The sequence below is a fragment of the Planctobacterium sp. AWH2_060 genome, from assembly GCF_056158425.1.
In genome coordinates, this window is record NZ_JBSWTG010000001.1 from 3,286,395 (window position 1) to 3,307,695 (window position 21,301).

17 protein-coding genes are annotated in these 21,301 nt (G+C 45.9%); 4 read left to right on the forward strand and 13 right to left on the reverse strand.

The features are described 5' to 3' along the window. The first annotated feature begins 13 nt into the window (after positions 1-13). Positions 14-547, forward strand: a complete 534-nt coding sequence (locus ACXAD8_RS14030) for a DUF3833 domain-containing protein (RefSeq protein WP_475229763.1) — start codon at positions 14-16, stop codon at positions 545-547. On the opposite strand, the gene ACXAD8_RS14035 is transcribed toward ACXAD8_RS14030, so the two are convergent. The 8 genes from ACXAD8_RS14035 to ACXAD8_RS14070 all read right to left on the reverse strand — a co-directional run bounded on the left by ACXAD8_RS14035 (position 531) and on the right by ACXAD8_RS14070 (position 10,722). Further along, the gene (locus ACXAD8_RS14035) at positions 531-1,709 is read right to left on the reverse strand and encodes an alginate lyase family protein (RefSeq protein WP_475229765.1); all 1,179 of its coding nucleotides are present in this window, start codon (positions 1,707-1,709) and stop codon (positions 531-533) included. The two genes, ACXAD8_RS14030 and ACXAD8_RS14035, sit on opposite strands and share 17 nt — an antisense overlap. Positions 1,710-2,090: 381 nt before the next feature. After that, entirely contained in the window at positions 2,091-2,921 is an 831-nt protein-coding gene (locus ACXAD8_RS14040) for a flagellin N-terminal helical domain-containing protein (protein ID WP_475228109.1), read from the reverse strand. 414 nt (positions 2,922-3,335) lie between these two features. After that, a complete protein-coding gene (locus ACXAD8_RS14045; protein WP_475229768.1) occupies positions 3,336-4,895 on the reverse strand; it encodes a serine hydrolase domain-containing protein in 1,560 nt (519 codons plus the stop codon). A 185-nt stretch (positions 4,896-5,080) separates the two neighbouring features. Continuing rightward, a complete protein-coding gene (locus ACXAD8_RS14050; RefSeq protein ID WP_475229770.1) occupies positions 5,081-6,373 on the reverse strand; it encodes a HAMP domain-containing sensor histidine kinase in 1,293 nt (430 codons plus the stop codon). Further along, a complete protein-coding gene (locus ACXAD8_RS14055) occupies positions 6,374-7,093 on the reverse strand; it encodes a response regulator (protein WP_475229773.1) in 720 nt (239 codons plus the stop codon). 4 nt (positions 7,094-7,097) lie between these two features. Beyond that, positions 7,098-7,514 carry a DUF3019 domain-containing protein gene (locus tag ACXAD8_RS14060; protein ID WP_475229776.1) on the reverse strand — a complete coding sequence of 139 codons (417 nt, stop codon included), beginning with the start codon at positions 7,512-7,514 and terminating at the stop codon, positions 7,098-7,100. 10 nt (positions 7,515-7,524) lie between these two features. Then, positions 7,525-8,442 (reverse strand): MipA/OmpV family protein, encoded by a 918-nt coding sequence (locus ACXAD8_RS14065; RefSeq protein WP_475229778.1) that lies wholly within the window; start codon positions 8,440-8,442, stop codon positions 7,525-7,527. 135 nt (positions 8,443-8,577) lie between these two features. Continuing rightward, a complete protein-coding gene (locus ACXAD8_RS14070; RefSeq protein ID WP_475229781.1) occupies positions 8,578-10,722 on the reverse strand; it encodes a winged helix-turn-helix domain-containing protein in 2,145 nt (714 codons plus the stop codon). Between the two features lie 132 nt (positions 10,723-10,854). On the opposite strand from ACXAD8_RS14070, the gene ACXAD8_RS14075 reads away from it, so the two are divergent. Then, the gene (locus ACXAD8_RS14075) at positions 10,855-12,279 is read left to right on the forward strand and encodes an amidohydrolase family protein (protein ID WP_475229784.1); all 1,425 of its coding nucleotides are present in this window, start codon (positions 10,855-10,857) and stop codon (positions 12,277-12,279) included. A gap of 13 nt (positions 12,280-12,292) precedes the next feature. On the opposite strand, the gene ACXAD8_RS14080 is transcribed toward ACXAD8_RS14075, so the two are convergent. Next, complete coding sequence (locus tag ACXAD8_RS14080; protein ID WP_475229787.1) at positions 12,293-13,171, reverse strand: LysR family transcriptional regulator; 879 nt, start codon at positions 13,169-13,171, stop codon at positions 12,293-12,295. 193 nt (positions 13,172-13,364) lie between these two features. Here ACXAD8_RS14080 and ACXAD8_RS14085 point away from each other — a divergent pair, with 193 nt between their 5' ends. Beyond that, positions 13,365-14,126 carry a hypothetical protein gene (locus tag ACXAD8_RS14085; RefSeq protein WP_475229789.1) on the forward strand — a complete coding sequence of 254 codons (762 nt, stop codon included), beginning with the start codon at positions 13,365-13,367 and terminating at the stop codon, positions 14,124-14,126. A gap of 9 nt (positions 14,127-14,135) precedes the next feature. On the opposite strand, the gene ACXAD8_RS14090 is transcribed toward ACXAD8_RS14085, so the two are convergent. Further along, on the reverse strand, positions 14,136-15,521 hold the full coding sequence (locus ACXAD8_RS14090) for a S41 family peptidase (RefSeq protein ID WP_475229792.1): 1,386 nt from the start codon (positions 15,519-15,521) through the stop codon (positions 14,136-14,138). 232 nt (positions 15,522-15,753) lie between these two features. Between ACXAD8_RS14090 and ACXAD8_RS14095 the strand changes: the two genes are divergently transcribed. After that, positions 15,754-15,948 carry a hypothetical protein gene (locus tag ACXAD8_RS14095; RefSeq protein ID WP_475229795.1) on the forward strand — a complete coding sequence of 65 codons (195 nt, stop codon included), beginning with the start codon at positions 15,754-15,756 and terminating at the stop codon, positions 15,946-15,948. A 143-nt stretch (positions 15,949-16,091) separates the two neighbouring features. On the opposite strand, the gene putA is transcribed toward ACXAD8_RS14095, so the two are convergent. The 3 genes from putA to ACXAD8_RS14110 all read right to left on the reverse strand — a co-directional run bounded on the left by putA (position 16,092) and on the right by ACXAD8_RS14110 (position 21,300). After that, positions 16,092-19,892, reverse strand: a complete 3,801-nt coding sequence (gene putA / locus ACXAD8_RS14100) for a bifunctional proline dehydrogenase/L-glutamate gamma-semialdehyde dehydrogenase PutA (RefSeq protein ID WP_475229798.1) — start codon at positions 19,890-19,892, stop codon at positions 16,092-16,094. 238 nt (positions 19,893-20,130) lie between these two features. Next, entirely contained in the window at positions 20,131-20,760 is a 630-nt protein-coding gene (locus ACXAD8_RS14105) for a hypothetical protein (protein WP_475229800.1), read from the reverse strand. 120 nt (positions 20,761-20,880) lie between these two features. After that, on the reverse strand, positions 20,881-21,300 hold the full coding sequence (locus ACXAD8_RS14110; protein WP_475229803.1) for a hypothetical protein: 420 nt from the start codon (positions 21,298-21,300) through the stop codon (positions 20,881-20,883). Position 21,301: the final 1 nt, after the last annotated feature.

Below are 21,301 nucleotides of genomic sequence, written 5' to 3' on the forward strand. Positions count from 1 at the left end.
GCAGGTAATTTCTATGCAAAGTAAACTAATCAGGTACTTATTACTCGGCGTTACTCTTTTGATTTCTGGTTGTAGTAGCGTGGATGTCAACGATTACTCTGCCACTGAGCCAAAACTGGATCTGAAAGAGTTTTTCAAAGGAGATCTTAAAGTCTATGGCATGTTGCAGGATTTTTCCGGCAAAATGACCCGCCGCTTTACCGCTGATATCAAAGCCTCATGGCAGGGCGATACGGGCACCCTGGACGAGATTTTCTATTTTGATGATGGCGAACAGCAAACCCGCATATGGACACTCAATTATTTAGGCGATGGGCGTTATACAGGTACCGCAGGAGATGTCGTAGGCGTTGCCAAGGGTCAAACTCGTGGAGCAGTGTTTCGCTGGCAATACCAATTGACCATCCCCTATGACGGCGATACTTTAAATGTACATCTGGATGACTGGTTGTATTTAATCAGCGAAGACCGCCTGATAAACCGCACCAGCATCAACAAGTTTGGCATCGAAGTGGGGGAAATTACCCTGATCATAGAGAAACGCTAACATCACCACCAGAGGGAAACGGGTAAATTCCTGGAAAATTCTGCAATTGCGAAAAACAATAGGGATAGTATAGATTCAATGAAAACGCTTCGTCGAAGTCTATGGCCTCTATCTTATTCATTTCGTGCGGCGGGATCATGGTCTGCAAGGTACTCACAGCTTTATCCAGCAATTTAATTTCTTGTTCAAGATTTTTAACAACTGTTTGGTCTTTTTCTGACTGCTTTTTCCACCTGAGAAAGTTGAACAGGTAATACAGTGGATAAATGTTGTACAGAGAATAACTAACAAATGTATATCTCTGCATCTCGAAGGGCTGCATCATGAGTTCATTGAATTGCTCCTGAGGTCTATTTTTCGAACCTCCCTCTGCTATCAATAATGCGGCGTCTTCAACACCCAGAGCCAAGGCGTTATAGGTCAACAAAACATCTATCCAGCTTCCTCTATTATTGCGCATTGCCACTTCAAAAAGCCCCGCAGGAGAACGCAGTAGCCAGAGTGAAAACGCCTTAATCCAGCTAGACAAAGACTTTGCAATTTCGTCATTTAAAGCCCCCGCATGCAGCAAAATAGCTACCGCATCAAGCAATAGAATTAACCAACGGGCATCAATAATCCCCAACCCCCTGCGATGATTTCGCCAAGGCATAATTTGCGCGAATTCCATGTGCGGGTTCATGCGAGTCTCAGGTGTCACAAACCAACATATCAACTGTGAATTAATATATTCGACGTATTTGAGGTCCCCGCTCAGTTTGTAAGCCAGCGTTAACAGATGCACACGGGCACACATCTGTGCGAGCCGGGGTTTGTCAGATAATTTGGTCAATGCCGGATTCGGTCGGCCATCCTTTTTGAATTTTGCAATTTTGGGCTTAGTAAAAGGATCGGGATTATCCTCATGCCAGTAATATGGAGCAAACGACAGATAATCATTGGCAATATTGGAAGGAGGCAAGCGATTTTTGTCGGTAACGGTCAGATAGGGTAATGACAAAACACGTTCAGCTTTTTCTATTAACGGTTGATGATTCTGTCGCTGTATACTATCAGCATATCGTTCAACAACATGAACGAAATAGTGATGCGTCATGAACTCATTATGTGAGGCACGTTGTTCAAATAATTTTCTGCATTTTTTACGATAGTTAAAAAGCAAACGTAAAACAGAATAGCCCTTAAGTATTCTTAAATATCTTTTAAAAATGATTCAATTCCCTTTTTATCAAATTCAGAAGTGTACTGACTTCCATTTAACGTCTAGTGTAGCAATTTTATTCCCGATAAATTGGTTTTTAAAATGAAAAAAGCCGGAATAAATTATTCCGGCTGAACGCTCCGACGTTAGGAGAGAGTGAGCGAAACTCTCGGAAATGTTCTCCTGCCTTAAAGGGTTCTCACACTACCTCCTGACGGTGAACATTTCATATGGGTAAAAATTATTTACTACGTTGTAGGTTCGGCTGTAGGTTCGACTTCAGTCGGACAAAGGTATTTGGTTCACAACCCCTGTCCGACTAGAGTCGAACCTAGGTCAATATTAACCTAACAGTGATAATGCTGACTGTGGACGCTGATTCGCCTGGGCCAAAACTGTAGTACTGGCCTGTTGGATAATCTGATTACGCGTCAGGCTCGCTGTTTCAGTGGCAAAATCAGTATCTTTGATACGTGAACGTGCGCCTGACAGGTTCTCTGAAACGTTACTCAGGTTACGAATCGTTGACTGGAAACGGTTTTGCAAGGCACCCAATTCAGCACGTTGTGCACCGATGGATGAAATCGCAGTGTCGATTGAGGTTAATGCACCTGAAGCACCGGCCGCGGTTGAAATATCAACTGTACCTACACCCAAACCTGACGCACCAAAGCTGGCGCCGTTTGAAGAAGACAAGTTGACAGAAATCGTTTGACCGGCATTGGCACCCACCTGGAATGCTGCAGAAAAGCTACCGCTTAATATTGCGTTACCAGCAAATTGGGTATCGGTACCGATTCTTGACAATTCTGCCACTAAAGCGGTTACTTCCTGCTGCAAAGCAGTTCTGTCAGCTGAAGAGTTGATACCGTTTTGTGACTGAATGGCCAAAGTACGAATACGTTGTAATGCCGTGGTCGTTTCTTGTAATGCACCCTCAGCAGTCTGCACCATTGAAATCGCATCATTGGCGTTGCGCACTGACTGGTCAAGGCCCTGAATTTGTGAGGTAAAACGGTCGGTGATCTGTAAACCGGCAGCATCATCTGCGGCGCGATTAATACGGAAACCTGAAGACAAACGCTCAAACGAAGTTGATAAGGCGTTGCCTGAATCGAATAATTGACGCTGGGCGTTCAATGAAGATACGTTAGTATTAACAAATAAAGACATTTGTCTCTCTCCTACACTCTCGATCCGGATCAGCTTGTGAGGTATTTGGGCTTTACCGGTGACTGTCGTCGTACAGTCAAATCGTTAATATTCAACAATCACCCGTTTTTTGTTTTTATTAAGTGATTGTCACTGGCTCTCTCACTTAGGGTTATCGTATTTTCAAAAATTTCCTTGAAGGTTTTTTGCACTTTTTTTGAGAATTTCAGTAAAAACAGAGATTTGCAGATTGAGATTGGCTCGGTGTGAAGGGACTTATTGCTAGTAGGTAGCGGGGTTTGGCGATAAAAACTGTTGTCGGAATTAAGACCCGCCTACCAGTGTAGGTCGGGTTTCAACCCGACAACAGGGTTGACTATAAAAACGGTGTCGGACTGAAGACCGACCTACAAGGTTGATATTAATTGAAGCTATTTAATCTAAAATCACTTTACTGGCTGGAGAGCTGGTTCTCAGTTCACGAGCCTTTGCAGGACGTTCAGACAATTCGTTACCAACCCGAATTGCAACAAAACCACGATTTCTGATATAGACCGAGTCGCCACCTTGCTCCATTGGAAAGAAAGTCAGATCAGTGATTTCACCATCGGCATTAGCTAAAAAGGTATTTGCACCAATCGCCTGTAACGTCGGAGCGTATTCAATGCCTTGGGCTTCTAGTTCAGGTACGTAAACATTAAGTACGCCATTGTTATTTGTCACCTCAATGGTGACTGCGCCAGCATCATAGGTGCCTACATGGCGGTCAAAGGTATTGGTGTCCACTTCACCAAAAGGCATTGACTGTGACTCAGGCAGCTCCATGACGCTTTTAAGCGCTTCAACCATGGTATTGATGTAGTGATCACTAACGCCACTGCTCATAATGGACACAGCAACATTTTCTTCCGGTAACATCCAAAACATAGATGTATAACCCTCGGTATTACCACCGTGTTGCCAAACTGTCGCCGGATACCAGCGATTGTTATAGGCAAATCCTTCATCGATGAATATACCGTAGCCATAGTTCAGTGGCAGACCAGCCTGCTCCATGGACACCTGCGCTTTAGTCATTTCCTGACGATACTCATCCGCCAATACAGCATCATCACCTGACATCAGAAACTCCGCCATTTTTAACAACTCGGTGGGCGTAGACCAGGTATAAACACCAGCAGGAAGTGTGGGTAACCAATCCTCAACCTGATTGAGACTTGTATATCCAGTGGAGTTACCATTGCCATTATTATAAACACCTAAGGCAAAGTTACCGTCACTGATGACCTCAGATTTTCGCATGGTGGTGCGAGTCATACCCAAAGGCTCAAACACCGATTGCGCCATAATGTCGCGATAATCCTGCTGACCAAAGTACTCCAAAATGGCTCCCAGATAGGAGTAACCGGGATTGTTATAGTTAAAGAACTTACCCGGCTCCACCATCATAGGATTCGCATTACCATATTGTTCCAGCATGAAACTCAATAGTTCACTGCTATCTGCCATTGCCTGATAGTCATCAGAGAACCCGCCCTGATGATTCATCAGATGACTTATCTGAATGTCATTCCAGCCCTGTGTTTGTTCTGGCGCATATTTAATGCCCGGAAGCGTGCTGGTTAAAGTATCGTCTGTAGAAATGATGCCTTGTTCCACCAACTGCATGGTAGCAAGACTGGTGAACATCTTAGTTGTGGAACCCAGCTGAAATAGTGTGTCTGTCGATACCGGCGCACCGTTATTCCATTGATTGTTGCCAAAGGCTTCGGCATAAACCACTTCACCATCTTTGTAGATAGCAACTGAAACAGCGGCCGATTCATTGGTCTGCATTTCGGCTTGAGCGGCGCTGCTGACGGCAGCAAAAACCGGCTCTGGATCGGGTGTTGGTGTTGGGGCTGGTGTTGTGGGAGTGAGATTAGAACTTGAAGAGCCACCGCAAGCGGCTAATCCCATTACCGCCAAAGAAATCAAAGAGATACGTTTTAACATGATATTGCTTCCTGTGTAGAGTTAAATCTTTAAACTGCACACAGTGTAGAGGGAGCAAATCAGTAATGCTGTATGGGCTTGTACCTGACTTTTTCAAAATGTATCAGGCTGATACATTTTACCGGACACATCGCCTTTGCCGTTGCCAAAACGGCGGTTTCTTTCCTTGCTTATAGCAATCAGTATTAATTGCCCAGAAGCGGCAATGACACCACAAATTCCGCGCCCTTTAGCGCTGTACCAGGTTGTACCCTGATATTGCCCTGATGCCAGTCCACCACTCTTTTACAAATAGCTAAGCCCACCCCATGGCCTTTATACTTGCTGTTGCGGCTGCGCACGAACGGCTTAAATATATCGCTGATGAGTTCTTCAGGAATACCCGCACCATCATCATTAATACGTAAGATAATAATGTCGTTACCCCTTTCCAGGTGCACCTGAACCTGTTCACAGGCATGTTGCAATGCGTTTTGTAGCAGATTAGTTACCAGCATTTTGAGATAAGTGCTATCGCCATAAACCAGAAATGAGCCAGATGTTTCGTTGCAGTGCAGCGTCAAGGTTTTACCCGGCTGCTGTTTTTTGGCCACCAACTTTGCCAGCAACTCATTAACATTCACTTCGCGCTTTTCCAGTTGCAACATAGCCTGGTCAAAGCGAGCGTAGCTCAACAGGGTTTCTATTAGTTCCACCATGTCGTCAATGTGTTCATTGATACGTTCTTCGTATTGCTGACGCTTATCTGGATCAGACTCTTCGCTAAGGGTATCCAATCCCATGCGGATACGGGCTAAAGGGGTACGCAAATCATGTGAAACAGCGGAACTCAGTAATTTAACGTCTGACACCAGGTCTTCGATACGCTGTGCCATGTGATTAAATTCCACTTCTAAGTCACTGATGTAGGAAACTTTGCCCACTGAAATTCGCTGACTGAGTTCGCCTTTGCCAAAGGCGCGTGCGGTTTTGCGCAACTGCAGTAAACGATCCACCAGAGGTCTGACCCACAATAAAAACAGCGCAATCAACAGTAGGTAAAACAGGGATGTAAAACCATAACGGCCGGTCAGGTGGTTGTTTTGATGGTTACCAACAGGTATTTGTAGCACCAAAATCTGCTCCGAGTCTGGCACCAGGTAATGGATACTGATATCAGAATCAGATTCCAGGTTTAGCGGCTCGCCCGCTTGCAGTAGTTCTAACAACGACTCAGGTAATACCAACTCAGACAATGAAATCATACTTAGCTGATAACCGCTCTCGCCAAGCCATGAATCGATAAACGCCTGACTATCACCGGAACGCGATAAAGTGTGGGCTAACTGTTTAGTTAATAGTTCCGCATGGCGGATTTCATCTTGTGACTCAGATGACTCAGTATCCGCATATTGCTGGTATACCATGTCAAATACCCAGCCGAGCCCGATAGTGGCCACCAATACCATGGCCACCAGTGAAAGACTCAACCAGCGCATTTACCAGCTTTCCCTGGCAAACAGGTAACCTTTACCCCATATGGTCTTTATCAGATAGGGTTCATTGGGATCATCCCCCAGCTTTTTCCTGATACGAGACACACGCAGATCAATGGAACGGTCAAAGCCATCATAATCAAAGCCCCGCAACTGATTCACCAATTCCTGCCTGGAAACCACTTCACCGGCTTTTTGCGCTAATAACCACAGCACATCAAATTCCGCAGAGGTCATAGAAATTGGCTCACCGCGCAATGTCACGGAAAGGTTTTGTTTATCAATTAATAATTCGTTCAACTGAATTTGAGAAACTGGCGTATCTTGCGGTGTATTGACAGCGCTACTCTGACTACGTCTGAGATGACCACGAATTCGTGCCAGTAATGCTCTGGCACGTACCGGTTTGGTGATGTAATCATCAGCACCAACTTCCAGGCCGAGCACTTCGTCAATTTCTTCATCCCTGGCGGTTAGCATGATAATGGGATTGTTATATCCCGGTCTGACCTGACGGCAGACATCCAGACCATCCAGATCCGGTAACATGCCATCGAGCAGCACTAAATCTGGCGGATTGGCATTGATTTTTGCCACTGCCTCCAAACCCGAGGCGGTCACATCCACCTGAAAGCCTTTATTGCTCAGATACTCCTGGGTCCAGTGAGCCAGTTCCTCATCGTCTTCCACCAATAAAATGGTATTTTGTACATTTTCGCTCACGGGATTAAAACACTCGCCAGGTCACTGAAGATCGTTTGCTTTTATACACCCAGGCCATTTTCAATTCCAACTGCGCCAGTGTTTCTTGCTGCCGCTTGAGGTAAAACCAGGTGTTTTCATTGCTGGAAAATTCCATGCTAAGTTCACCATTATCTGATTTTTGCCAACACTGCAGAGGCGCTTCCCGGTTTGAAGCAAAGAGACAATAATCCGCTTTTTTCTCGGTCTTCCAGTTTAGCTTGATATCCACATAGCAGGTTTGTCCCTGTCGCAAGGCAACACATTTTTCGGGGCTCAAGGTCAGTACCTCACCGGTTTCTTGTTGCGCTTGAGTCTGCAATGGCAACAGCCAACACAACAAACTGAGCAACACCCGGGTCAGGCGACTAAAATGATGGGTTTTAAGGTTTTGATTTTTCATGGTCTGCCCCTTAAAACACATAAGTCACAGACAAACCGGCCGTATTGACAAAACGCCCCGCTACACTAAGCGGAGTATCGTTCAATGCGTCCGATCGTATTACTGTTGAATAGAAGCCACCGAAAACAAAACTTTCGGATATGGGATATTCAAACCCTACCTCAGCCACTCCGTATATACCCGAGCCAGCTTCGTAAGGTTGAAACGGAGAGTCATTTGTTTGCATTACCGCAGCAATTTGCTCAGATTCTTCAGGTGACAACCCCCAGTGGTAATTGACAATTTCACTGCTTTGATAATTCAGTCCAATGGTGCCGTAGAAGTTCCAATTTTTGTATAGCCAGGTGCGCCGGATTGACGCCGATAAATTTACGCCACCAATCTCGTCATTAAAGCTGACGGGGGTAGCAATAAACTGGGTCAGATAGTCAGAAAAGTAGCCCGTGGCTCTTAGCCCGAGTCGATAATCACTGTCCCGGTATAAAACCAGACGATTAACTTCACGGGTCACTTCGCCGGTTTGTTCATCGACAGATTCCACTAACCCATTGAAAAAGAATTCTTCCTTGCCAAATGCATGAACTGCGTAAATATCTACAGCCCAGTTATTGTCGTTGTAGAAGTTGTAGCCTAAGGCATCGCCAGAAAATAACCCGTTGACATTTTCCTGACTATTGCCGGGATTCTCGTAGAAAAAGCCCTTCCAGCGAAGCTGTATTTCGATATTTGCAGAGAGGAAAGAATCAGTTTCATCAATTCGATTAAAGTCCTGATCCAGCAAATTGGTTTCCGTAATACCACCAATCAGACTGATGGCAAAGAAGCTTTCAAGTTCGTCAGAGAAGCTCTCTTCAGCACTCAGCGTTTGGGAAGATAAAAGCAATCCCAACCCCAGTAGCAGTGTTTTTAGTGTGTGTTTGTGGTACATGTGTTTTTCACAAATAGTGTTGAGTATGTCTATTTTAGGTAAAGGTTTCCTGCCAAGTCGTATCGGCTATTGTCTGAATGTATCAGTTTGTATCAAACAAAGATGTGGAACACCCAAAAGATATGTGACCAACCTTTAATTTTGTTTCATATAGACAGCTTGTCGATTGTTCTGCAGTAATTGTTGAAACCGCGCAGCTCCCAAGCCCGATTGCACAAAAAGCTGTTGCATACTGATTTCAGCCAGCGGATCAGCGTTCAAATCGGGTAACCAACCACTGCCCATTAACGCAATTAACCTGTGATTAGCTTGTTCTTTATCCTGAAGTTGCCATTTAAGACTAAAGTAATTTGACTGACCTGAGTTCAATTCAAACCAATTGCTTAACTTCGCCTGCACTGTATCGGACGTAATTTCCAAATCTTCTGACAACTGAATATAAAACAGCAGCACTAACACATTATCCGAATGCACCACAAAGTCTTCATTACCAAGCTCAGGCATAAAATCCAGTAAGAGCTTGTGCGCTTGTTCTACTTTACCTGCATACTGCAGTAAGGCGAGATACGGCAACACAAAACGTTGTTTAGCCGGGTACATCCTCATGCGTTCCAGCAACAGCGATTCTGCTTCGGGGTAATTGCCCTCAGCAATGGCTAAAGCTGCTTGCATGTAAAGAGCAAAAGCGGGATTAATTGCATTTGTGGGTATTTGTTGCATTAAATCCTTTGCTTGCGCCACCTCTCCCAGCGACAAAGATATCTGAACAAGGGTCATTTGTACATAAGGCATCTTTCTCAAATTGTGCGGATAGTCAGTGGTCCATTGTAAAAAATCCCTTGCACGCTCAACGGTTAATGGTAAAAAGTCGAGGATCTGCACAGGCTCCAGAAAGTAGTCTGGCTCCAAAGCTAGTGCCCGTTCAAAATAATACACAGCTTTGTCCAGTTGACTCAGAGTCAGATAAGAATAAGCCAGTGAACGATTTATAACCGGAGATTGAGGTTCCACCTGGAAAGCCCGTAAGGAGAATTGCAGCGACTCCTCGAAACGCCCCGTATCTCGCAGCAACTTGCCAAACCACATTAAGCCAGTCGCATAGTTTGGGCTGTTTGCGATCGCCTCGCGGAACAGTGCTTCCGCAGCCTGAGTTTCCCCCTGAAAATTCATCAGCACCGCTTGAGCAGCTAATGCTTCCCCCATATTCGGTTGTTCGTCCAGTGCCTGCTGCAAAAGAGGCTGACAATTTTGTAATACCTGAGATTCAGGAAAGTCAGAATAGATGTGCAAGAAATAGTAGGTTTCACATAGGCCGACTGTAGCCAGCGCAAAGAGTTGCCCCTGCTCCTGCATTTGTCGATAGATGGCTTCGGCCTTTCGCAAGGAATCGGCAGTGCGTTTTTGCCATAAATGCCGTGCCAACAGGTATTGTTCAAAACTTTGTTGATGGGCCTCATTATCTGCCATCAGTTGCATATTCACAGGGCGCTTTAGGTATATCAGTAAATCTTCAACAATACTTTGCTGCAGCTGCAAAAGGGAGTCTGATGGAGCTTCATATATCTGACTCCAGAGTACTTTGCTGGTCTCAACTTCGGTGATATTCAGGAATACCTGCAAATCCTGTCCGCTTGTTTGTATCTTGCCGGCTAACCTTACATCCGTACCCAAGGTTTCCCCCTCCCTGTGCAGGTAAACTACATCCAGATTATCGAGGCGATTAAGTTGTGTCATTAACACATCGGAAAGGGCGCTTACCGGGGCATTGCGCAACGAGTCAGGGTATTCAAACTGCACCAAAGTCAGGCTGTCGATGGAGTCATCCCTTAGCTCAGAGTCGACTGTCCCATCAATAACAAAGAAGTAGCCAACGACAGCGATTAAGAGAAATGCACAAAATAACCCTGAGATGGCTGCATTACGTCGCCCTGATGTAGCTCCGTTATTAGTCTCCACCTGTGGAGTTCGAACGTCAGCCATGAGTCGGTATCCCTGCCCGGAAACTCGCTCTATGTATTTTGGCGCCTGTGCTGAGTCACCAAATGCTTTGCGTAACTGCGCTATTGCCTGATACACCGAACTGTCAGATACCACCTGTTCGGGCCAGACCTGATCCAGTAAGGTTTGTGAACTTACCGGCTGGCCTTGTGACTCCACCAGCACCATCAACACCTTCATCACCTTGGGGACAAGCGTTATTTGTTGCTGTTCTTTGCTCAGGCGATTTAACGCAGGTTCAACCGTCCAACTTCCGATTTTAAATTGCTTACTTGTGGACAAATTGCTATCCGCACACCGATTTTGAGAAAAAATTCAGATTAATTTTAGGTTTCTGAAAGGTATTCAGTTTGCCAACCAGGCAAACTGAACTGAAAAACACAGCCGTTAAATTTCAGAACTAAGGCAGGGTAAATGAAAAAGCCAGTCATCGCAATTTTGCTACTGTTAACCAGTATTAGTAGTTTTTCTGCAGACGTTATTATCAGCAACGTTAGCGTTATTTCAGCAGCCGAATCAAGCATAGCTTCGCCAGTTAATGTGCACATTAGAGACGAGTTGATCGCAGCCATCACCTCGAAGGAGATTGTCACCAGGGAACCCGCTATCATCATTGATGGCAGCGACAAATTCCTCATACCGGGATTAATGGATTCCCATGTGCACGTTTCGTCAATGCCCGGTGAAACCCGCGATCCACACAAAATCGCAGAACTAAAAAAGCAGTTCTTTACGCAACAACCCCGCAGCTACCTGTATTTTGGTGTTACCCAGATATTGGATCCCTCAAATTCACCACAAGCAATCGCGCAATTTAAGCAGCACCAGCACAGACCGGATCTGTTTCATTGCGGTGCCATGCCAGTAAAAGGCGGCTATCCCACTATGTGGTCCAGTGAGCAAAAAATCCGTTCAACATTTAAGTATTTGCTACAGCAACAAGACGGTGAACAGGAAATTGCTCAACTCATTGCAAAAATGGCGGAGGACGGTGTTTCCTGCGTAAAAGTGTTTATTGAGGATGGCTTTGATTTGAGATCCGGTTGGCCGGTTATTTCAGACCAACAGTTAGCCTGGATAAGAAAATTTGCGAAACAGCATCAACTCCCGGTTTTCGCTCACGCCAACGCTTTGGACATGCAAATGATAGCAGTCAAAAACCAGGTGGACATCATGGCGCATGGCATGTGGAACTGGAATCAGTATCACGGAGAGCCAGACATTCCTTCTGAAATTCGTCGTTTACTAGATGATGTTATTCAGCAGAAGATCGTATATCAACCGACATTCAATGTGATGGATGGTATTAAGGGCGTGCTGGTGCCGGATGTTCTGGAGGATCCCTTATATCGCAAAGTGATCCCACAGGACATCTGGAACTGGTATCACACTGAGGAAGGTAAGTGGTTCGCAAGAGAAATGCACAAAGAGTTTGGTGGTGGCAGTTTGAATGCGATTTTCAAGCGCCAGGATACCATCATCAACCAGGGGGAAAGAGTTGTGCAATATCTTTATAGAAACGGCCACCCCATGGTTCTGGCCAGCGATACGCCATCTTCTCCAACCTTCGCGGCACAACCAGGGTACTCAACGTTTAACGAACTAAAGCACATGGCTGAGGTCGGGATATCTCTACCTGATATATTGGCTGCCGCTACCATCAACAATGCCAGAAGTTTTAATCTGGACCACCTGTATGGCAGCGTTACCATCGGAAAAATCGCCAACCTGCTGTTGCTGGAAGCCAATCCATTGGAAACTATCGAAGCCTACAACAGCATTGCGAAAGTTATCCTCAAAGGTGAGGTGATTGAACGGGAATCCCTTGCGGCTCAGTAAATTTTAACGAATGCTATGAGCCAGCCAACTCAATAAACGCTTGCTGGTATTGGGGAGCTTCGCTATCCACCCGAACTCCCAGATAAATATGTTTGTGTATACCGTCCTTACCTAAGGATAGCGCACTGATATCGAACTGGGTGCGATGCTCTTCCACTAACCAACGAGGCAATACCGTGACACCACGGTTTGCCGCCACCATTTGCAAAATAATCTCGGTATTCTCTATCTTTTTGTGCTTGCGAACACTGCCACCCACCGGTAACAGGAATTGAGTGTAAATATCCAATCGACTATCTTCGATTGGGTAACTCAATAACGTTTCTTGCAGTAAATCTTGCGGTTCAGCAAAGGGCTTTTGCAGCAGTGCATGTTGCGAGTTCACCACCAGTACCTGTTCATAGGCAAACACCGGAATAAATTCCAATCCCGGGCGGAACACCGGATCCGGCGTTACCAGAATATCAATGTCGTAATTAAATAACCCTGCCAATCCCGCAAACTGGAATTCTTTTAAAACATCCACATCCACCTGCGGATAAGCCTTTAAAAACGGCGCAACAATTTTTAATAACCATTGAAAACAAGGGTAACACTCCATACCAATGCGCAGTTTTCCCTGTACACCAGACTTAAATCCGGCAATTTCCTGCTCGATATGCTCAAACTGGGGTAACACTCTTCTGGCGTGGGTTAACAATCGCTTTCCGGCAGCCGTTAACACCAGATTGCGTCCGGATTTTTGCCAAAACTTCACTCCCATAGTGTGTTCCAGTCGTTTTATAGCGTGACTGATAGCCGATTGGGATAAATACAGCTCTTCTGCCGCTTTGGTTACTGTGCCCAAGCGGTCAATGGCATCGATTAACATCAGGTCGCTGCGTTCTAACATAAAACATGAATAATATTAATGGTTTAGTGGAAATATAACATTCTTGCTCATGCAATTAACAGCGATATGGCGTATAAACGATGAAAGATCTTTTGTGAAAAAAACCATTGCACATAACGGTTATATTATTTACCCTTCCTGATGAATTTTTTGCAATCCAATTTAGGATAATAAACTTATGAAGGGAAATCTGATGAGCTACTATAAAAGTTTTGTTTTAATTTTACTTTTATCTTTCAGTCACTCGCTATTTGCCAACCCCACCCTGTTTCATTTTGAAAACAGTCAAGGCCATGAGATATCAGGCTACGCATATGAACATACTTATAGTGATGTCAGGTACACACTGTTTGCAAAGCAAGGCGCTGACGCTACAAGCTTAGTAATGGAGTTTGCACAGGCCGTTATGGAAGGCAGAACTTACTTTTACGATACTGCAACCTGTCCCACACAAGACTGTCATGTCGGCTATCGCAGCGAGAATTTTGCTGATACAAATAAACAATCGGCAGCCAAAGGAAGCCGTAAAAATTTCAATAAAAATGATGCGCCAAACCGTGTTTTAGAGAATATTGCTACCGAAGTTGGAAACAGAGTAGTAGGGAATGTTGTAGATCGCTGGTTTGAGAACACCGACGCAGAAAGTTCTCCACTCAACGTGTTATATGATAACTCTAGTGGTGCTCCAATAGGTATGTGCGTAATGACATCAGGTGGTTGCGAGTTTTTGAGTAGTGAGGATGTATTATTCGCGAACCTCGATAACGGTTGGACGGTAACGTATAACTACCCTGACACTACTCAACCTGATTACCGAGCGAATGCCAACATAGCAGACGCAATTGAACGATTTATTCGTTATTCTCAGCGCACTCGAAAGCTGAGTTGCAGAACGGTTTTTACCGGATCAGGTGATGACCTTAAACCACAAGTAATTTGTTATTATTCATACTAAATGCCATCGCTATTGAACAAGCAATTTTGAAATCGCTAACTCAATAGCGGGGTCCCGGCCACTATCCAAATCCGTCAGCATCAGGAAGGGCACAAACTCGTCTACGGGTATGCCCACCTCCTCGTGGTCGATTCCGCTGGCATCAAAATAAACCTGATTAGACATGCCCAGTCCCCAGCCATTAGGTAACTGCTTTGGCAGGATATCGCTAAAGCTGCCATTGGAGGGTTCCCCCAGCAATATTGTGTTTTCCCGAGCAGTTAGCCCAAGCAACATGATTTCGGCGGCGCTGGCTGTGCCCTGGCTGGTTAATACGACGATGGGACCATCATAGTTATTTTCCGCAGGTGTTACCCAAATCGGTTTGCGTTCCCCTAGAACGCCCTTTACGACAGTAGCCTTGGCGGCAATGCGAGTTTTATCCTGAAACAGGTAAGAAAGTAGCCGCAATGACACCAGATCCGTGCCGCCTCCGTTGCTTCTTAAATCAATCACCAGGCCGTTGCTTTGTTTGATTTTTGGCAACAGTTTTTGCATCGCATCATCTGCGGCATTCAACCAGGAATCATAGTTATCATCGTCACTAAACCAGGCCATCTCATCAATGCGCAAATAACTCAGATTGTGTTTCAGGCGGGCAAAGTGAAAATTGTCATAATAGGATGTCACGTCCCGATCTTCGGCATAATTCTGGGCAATATTGTTTTGCCATTTCTGAAATTGCGCTCTTACAAATGGCCAAAAATAGCGATAGTCGTTATCCTGCTTCCAGGCGCGGCGAAGACGATATTCGTAAGTCAGTAATCGCGACTCTATGTCTCCGATACTTTCTCCATCAGCATCTAATAACTCCGCATGACCATCACGAATCCGGTTGATAATTAGTGAAAATATCTCGGCCAGCTCCTTGTTACTGGTACTGCTATCGACCATGGAGCGCCAGATTGGATATTGCTTATTCCAGTGCCAGTTTTGTTTTTCCCCGTATGGAAAGTGTTCAGCATAATAGGCCCAGAAAAACTCAAAGGTTTTAATCGGATCTGGATCAATTTCTCTGGCAGAATCACACAAGACGGGTAGTTGCTCAATGGCTTGCAGTTCTACCGGATGTACCGCATACCAGTCTAACAGTGTCATACCTTTTTTATCGGTGGATATCCATTGCGACGCCTTGGTATCTTTGTAATCGCTGTAAAACTGGGTATTAATTACACAAGAAGATTCGGTGACATCGTAAAATGTCATGGTGTCGTTGACGACTTCAATGACATAGCCATAGCCCAATGTTTGCCAATATTTGGGGGAATTCTCAGACACTTGATCAGCAAAGACGTTACTCATAAAGGTCACGAGGAAAAAAGCGCTGGCCAGCACTGGGCTAAAGAGGTTGTTCATAAATTTCATTCCTTTGAAGGCAGTTTTACTGAATTAAATCTCGTTATCTGAGACTAAAGTTCACATCAGGAGTTCCAATCTGAGGCCAAAAAAGGTATATCAATTCCACTACTCGTTGTGGCTACGGCAAGCGCATGAAAACAATAAAATATTTTGGACTAATCATGGCTACACTATTGGCCCTGGCTTTTACGTTTATTAAAAAGACGCTATCGCCTGCGAACTCATTGGCTTGACGCACTTTACCCAAGGCTCAGGAGATCTGTATTTTGATCAGAGTATCGATGATGCGACTTTGTCTGCATTGCGCGAATCTATTGTGGCGGCAGAAGCAAGAATTTCAAGGGTGTATGGTGCGCCAATAGCTTACCCCCGAATAATCGCCACGGCTATTATCAGTCATCCCGGCTCGCGGTGGCACCGTTAAATACGCAATCACTTTATGACGGACTGGAGCGCCTGAATCAGGGCGAATCCTTTGAGCAGGTATTTGCGCTCTGACAGCAATATCGCAATAGCAAAAAGGCCCTGACGGGCCTTTTAATTCAAAGTATTTACAACCTAACGATTTTACTCGTCATCTTCGGCTAAGGTCATCAGCGAGGTGTTGCCACCCGATGCCGTGGTATCGATACTAATCGTTTTTTCCGTCACCAGACGTTGGATCAGGGTATCGTTATATTCAGCACTGATCACTGGCAAAATCGCGCCTTCACGCTCTGCCAGCTGCTTGCTGAAATACCCCATGCGGGCACTGTTACTGTCAACCACCGCACCTGCGATATCAGCATGATGTAGTAGTGCATTTAGCTTATCGTGCTTAACCACCTGCAACACACCCTCGGCACCACCGCACTGCATCAGTTTGTCCTGAATGGCTTTAGCCTCTTCAAAGAACAAGTCTGAAACCGCAGTAATTACCGTGTTACCCACCGCCAGTGCTGACACGATAGACATCAACCAGAAGCTGAATACCGTGTCTTTATCGGCGTAACACACCACGCAACCGCGAGGCTCCAGATACAACAGGTTGGATTCGCCTGTTGGGCCAGGTAAGACCTTGGGCTTTTTCAGCATTTTCTCGATGCGTGTCAATTGCGAGCGAGAATCAGACAGAGATTTGGCCAGGTCGTCTGCCAGCTCTTCAACAATATCGACCGTAGCAATTTTGGCCAGCAACTGACGCATTACCGAAATACGGTCATTAAGTGCTGTGGTACGCCAGATACGTTCCGCTTTCAGGGCCAGTTCCATGATGTTGTCAACGTGCTCCTGGGCAGCGCCCAATTCCACCATGTCAATGTTGGCCTTGGTTTGATAGTTCATATCCTCTTCGTCTGGCGTATGTTTTTCTCTTACCAGACGCATCAGATAGTTAGGGCCACCCGCTTTAGGACCTGTACCAGACAGGCCACGACCACCGAAAGGTTGTACGCCAACGATGGCCCCGATCATATTTCGGTTTACGTAGATGTTACCGGCTCGTACGCGAGCGGCTAAATCTTCGGCACGATCTTCAATACGGGTGTGAATCCCCATGGTTAAACCAAACCCTGTGGCATTGATTTGTTCAATCACGTCATCCAGTTCCGACTCTTTAAAGCGGACCACATGCACTACCGGCCCAAATACTTCTTTTTTCAGCACCGACAGGTTGTCAATTTGATATAAACGCGGGGCGAACAGGTTATTGCCATGCTCCATTTCTGGTAACGGGCACTCGTACAACAGCTGTCCTTTGTCCTTCATGTATTCCACATGATCGTTCAGGGCTTTTAAGGCTTTCGCATCAATCACCGGACCGACATCGGTGGATAAGAACTGCGGGTCACCGACGCTCAGTTCTTTCATAGCACCGGTTATCATTTTCAGTACGGTATCGGCAATATCTTCCTGTAAGAACAATACTCTCAATGCTGAGCAGCGTTGACCGGCACTCTGGAAGCCCGATTTGATAACATCGTCGCATACCTGCTCTGGCAAGGCGGTGGAGTCCACTACCATACAGTTTTGACCACCGGTTTCTGCGATTAACGGCACCTGTTGCCCACCGCGTTCCGCCAGAATTTTTGATATCAGGGTGCCGGTTGCAGTAGAACCGGTGAACATAACGGCCTGAATGCGCTCGTCATTCACTACGTTTTCACCCACTTCTTTACCCTGAGCAATAATCAGTTGAACCACATCATCCGGCATACCCACAATTTTCATCAGTTCAATGGTACGCAGCGCGATCAGACTGGTTTGTTCCGCCGGTTTCGCCACGACGGTATTGCCGGTCACAATAGCGGCCGCTACCTGACCCAGGAATATGGCTAACGGGAAGTTCCACGGGCTGATACACAGAATTGGGCCACGAGGCTCCATGCGTTCATCCTGTGCCAGCTCTTCTGCTCGGGCGGCATAATAACGACAAAAATCAACCGCTTCGCGCACTTCGTCGATACTGTCCTGCGTGAGCTTACCGGCTTCTTTAATACAGATAGCGATCAGTTCGTCGCGGTGACGCTCTAAAATATCCGCCGTTCTGCGCAGTAAATTGGCCCGCTCAATAACCGGAGTTTTGGACCAGTCAGCAAACGCAGACTCAGCACGGCTGACGATGTCTTGCATATCCTCTGCGCTGTGGTATTTCAGGTGCCCCACTAATTCACTGTGATTTACCGGGTTCAACACAGCCACCAGCTCTGCCTGAGCGGCATTGGCGCTCTTGATGTTGTCTTTTACCCAGGCGTCCAGGTTTTCTTTTAACGGCATCAGGTGATTGATGTCAGTGAGGTCCATACCTTTAGAGTTATCTCGCTCTTCGCCATAAATGGCGATAGGCATGGTGATATTCATGTTGCGCTTGTTGCGCAGGTCCTGCAGTTTCTCCACCGGATCCGGCAGTAACTCTTCCACTGGTTTGCTGTCATCTACAATGGCATTAACAAACGAGGAATTAGCACCATTTTCCAACAAGCGACGTACCAGATAAGCCAGCAAATCTTCGTGCTGCCCAACCGGCGCATACACCCGACACTGGACCTTGTCGTTTAGTACAACCTGGTCATACAAAGACTCACCCATGCCGTGCAGACGCTGGAATTCATAACCTTGGTTGTTGTCTTTCGCTAGTTCTAAAATAGTCGCCACTGTGTAGGCGTTGTGGGTTGCAAACTGCGGGAAGATCACATCTCTGGCCGCCATCAGTTTAATGGCACAGGCCTTGTAACACACGTCAGTGGTAGCTTTACGGGTGAATACCGGGAAATCGTCCAGACCATCCACCTGGGTGGTTTTAATTTCAGTATCCCAATAAGCACCTTTGACCAGGCGAACCATCATTTTACGGCCAACGCTACGAGCAAGAGCTTCCAGCCATTCGATGACGAAAATAGCACGCTTTTGATAGGCCTGAACGGCCAGACCAAAGCCTTGCCAGTCGCCCAGATCCGGATCGGAAAATACGGTTTCAATGATGTCCAGCGAGATATCCAAACGGTCGGCTTCTTCAGCATCCACGGTAAAACCAATATCGTATTCTTTCGCTGCCAGCGCCAACGCTTTCAGTCTGGGCACCAATTCAGATTTAACCCGCTCACTGTGAGTAAATTCGTAACGCGGATGAATAGCGGATAATTTAACCGAGATACCGGCACTTTTCACCGGACCTTTGCCCTGCGCGGCTTTACCCAGCGCATGTATGGCCTTGAGGTAAGAATCATAATAACGTTGAGCATCGGCCATGGTGCGGGCACCTTCACCCAGCATATCGTAGGAATACACATAACCTTTGGTTTCGGTATCTTTAGCACGCTCGATGGCTTCATCGATATTAGTGCCCATTACAAACTGCTTACCCATGATCTTCATGGCGTAGTGCACAGAAGAGCGAATAACAGGCTCACCTAAACGGCCAATAGTGCGTTTTAAGACACCGAATTGCTGGGTTTTAGTTTTGTCAGAGTAGTTCACCATCTTGCCGGTGACTAACAATCCCCAACTGGAGGCATTCACAAAAAGAGAATCACTGTTGCCTAAATGCTGGCTCCATTCCCCTTTAGACAGCTTGTCACGGATAAGCGAGTCCTGGGTTTTGCGGTCTGGTACACGCAGCAGAGCTTCCGCCAGACACATTAGTACAACGCCTTCTTCTGACGACAGAGAGTATTCGTTCAGCAACGCATCGACACCGCCTTTACCATCTTCTGCTTTACGAATATTTAATACCATCTGACGAGCGCGTTCCCAGGCGCGACTTCGCGCGGTCACACCCACTTCTGCCAGCGGTAATATATGTTCGATGACTTGCTCTTCATCGATGCGATAAAAATCTCTGATGGTTTGCCTGAGCTGACAGCTTGTCGTGAGATCGTCTTTGACTAACATTGTACCCCCAAAAATTGCGTTGCATTTGACCGTGACGCGGGAGAAAGGCATTACCGAAATTCTCCTGAATCCAACTACTCTGCAGCCCCTTTTTTATGGCCGGATGACAGAGCGGGGGGAGCATAGCGGCAACTGGCTAAAACCCAAAATAGTTTTTGAATACCCATTTAAACATCAGCGTAAATATATTGCTACGCAAGTCATCTGTTTTGGATTAATAAGGGGAGTTGTGACGAGCTTAAATCAGTTTAAACACGTTGCCACTAGCACGTCTTGTTTCCAGTCGATGTAACGCGGCATCATACTCAGACTGACTAAGTACCTGCTCATTGAGCAAGAAATCCAGATGCTTTTGGTACAACTCTACCTGCTCAGCATGGGATAGATTACCGGGATAACGAATGGATTCAATGCGTTCACTCAGGTCTTTGGCGAATTGATCCAGCTCCACCTTATTGTGAGGAAATTGCGGGATCTTAAACATTTCATCACCATCATCCACCCGGAAGAACACCACAGACGGCGTAAAGCTGGCATTAAAGAACCACAAAGCCACCAGTGCCGGTGGTAAAAACAGGATAGTCAGCACCAATAACGGTTGACTGAAACGCTCCGGGTTTTGAGCATAACCCAACAAACAAAAGCCTATTATCAATAACAGAAAAAGCGCGGCGATACCCGCGGCCAGGTTAATGCTTTTATTCAATCCCGGGCGAGGATTGATCAAATCCAGTGGAAAAGTTTGTGACTGACTTTTAAACAAACTCTTGTAATGCATGTGCACATCACGGTTTCCCTCCACCTCAAAACGCAAGGTACGAGAAAAAGGCAAAGTCTGAGTAAAGTGCAGAGGTTTAAATACAGGCATCAAATAGTTCAGTTATTGTTGTTCAATATGAGCATATACCCGGCACCAGAACGGTTCAAGGGGTCAGAGTTCTTGAAACTGCTGGTTTGCGGATTTCAAGAACTCTGACCCCTTGAACTTTTACAACAATCCGACGCGATCTATGGTGGCTGACTCTGACAAATTGAGATTGGATTGCAAGGCGACGATTAGGGTGATGAACTGTTTATTTTCGATATATTTTAACAGAGTCTGCTGCTCTTGCTGAGACAGTTTAATTTTCAATTCCTGGCCGCTATCAGATTGCGTATCTACGCCATAAAAAGCGGCTGTCGCCAGGTAAGTTTGCTCAGACAAGACTGAGTCCACTGGACTGACATGGATGTCCAGAATACCGAGTTGTTCAACATTGTGTAGTCCCTGAAAACACAAATACCGTGGCGGAGACTCAATACGCTTGTGCTGTAGCTCTAAGCTGATGGGGAAAAGGTTTGCTTCCCCCGTCAGTTCTAGCGGCTGTGATGTGCTGGCAATCCAACCATCTCTGACAATTTCTGACATT

Bases quoted from the DNA above. Each gene is read 5' to 3' on its own strand.
- ACXAD8_RS14080 (WP_475229787.1), bottom strand. From the start codon at position 13,171: ATGTTAGAACGCAGCGACCTGATGTTAATCGATGCCATTGACCGCTTG.
- ACXAD8_RS14090 (WP_475229792.1), bottom strand. From the start codon at position 15,521: ATGAACAACCTCTTTAGCCCAGTGCTGGCCAGCGCTTTTTTCCTCGTG.
- ACXAD8_RS14065 (WP_475229778.1), bottom strand. From the start codon at position 8,442: ATGTACCACAAACACACACTAAAAACACTGCTACTGGGGTTGGGATTG.
- ACXAD8_RS14110 (WP_475229803.1), bottom strand. From the start codon at position 21,300: ATGTCAGAAATTGTCAGAGATGGTTGGATTGCCAGCACATCACAGCCG.
- ACXAD8_RS14060 (WP_475229776.1), bottom strand. From the start codon at position 7,514: ATGAAAAATCAAAACCTTAAAACCCATCATTTTAGTCGCCTGACCCGG.
- ACXAD8_RS14075 (WP_475229784.1), top strand. From the start codon at position 10,855: ATGAAAAAGCCAGTCATCGCAATTTTGCTACTGTTAACCAGTATTAGT.
- ACXAD8_RS14085 (WP_475229789.1), top strand. From the start codon at position 13,365: ATGAGCTACTATAAAAGTTTTGTTTTAATTTTACTTTTATCTTTCAGT.
- ACXAD8_RS14030 (WP_475229763.1), top strand. From the start codon at position 14: ATGCAAAGTAAACTAATCAGGTACTTATTACTCGGCGTTACTCTTTTG.
- putA (WP_475229798.1), bottom strand. From the start codon at position 19,892: ATGTTAGTCAAAGACGATCTCACGACAAGCTGTCAGCTCAGGCAAACC.
- ACXAD8_RS14040 (WP_475228109.1), bottom strand. From the start codon at position 2,921: ATGTCTTTATTTGTTAATACTAACGTATCTTCATTGAACGCCCAGCGT.
- ACXAD8_RS14105 (WP_475229800.1), bottom strand. From the start codon at position 20,760: ATGCCTGTATTTAAACCTCTGCACTTTACTCAGACTTTGCCTTTTTCT.
- ACXAD8_RS14050 (WP_475229770.1), bottom strand. From the start codon at position 6,373: ATGCGCTGGTTGAGTCTTTCACTGGTGGCCATGGTATTGGTGGCCACT.
- ACXAD8_RS14045 (WP_475229768.1), bottom strand. From the start codon at position 4,895: ATGTTAAAACGTATCTCTTTGATTTCTTTGGCGGTAATGGGATTAGCC.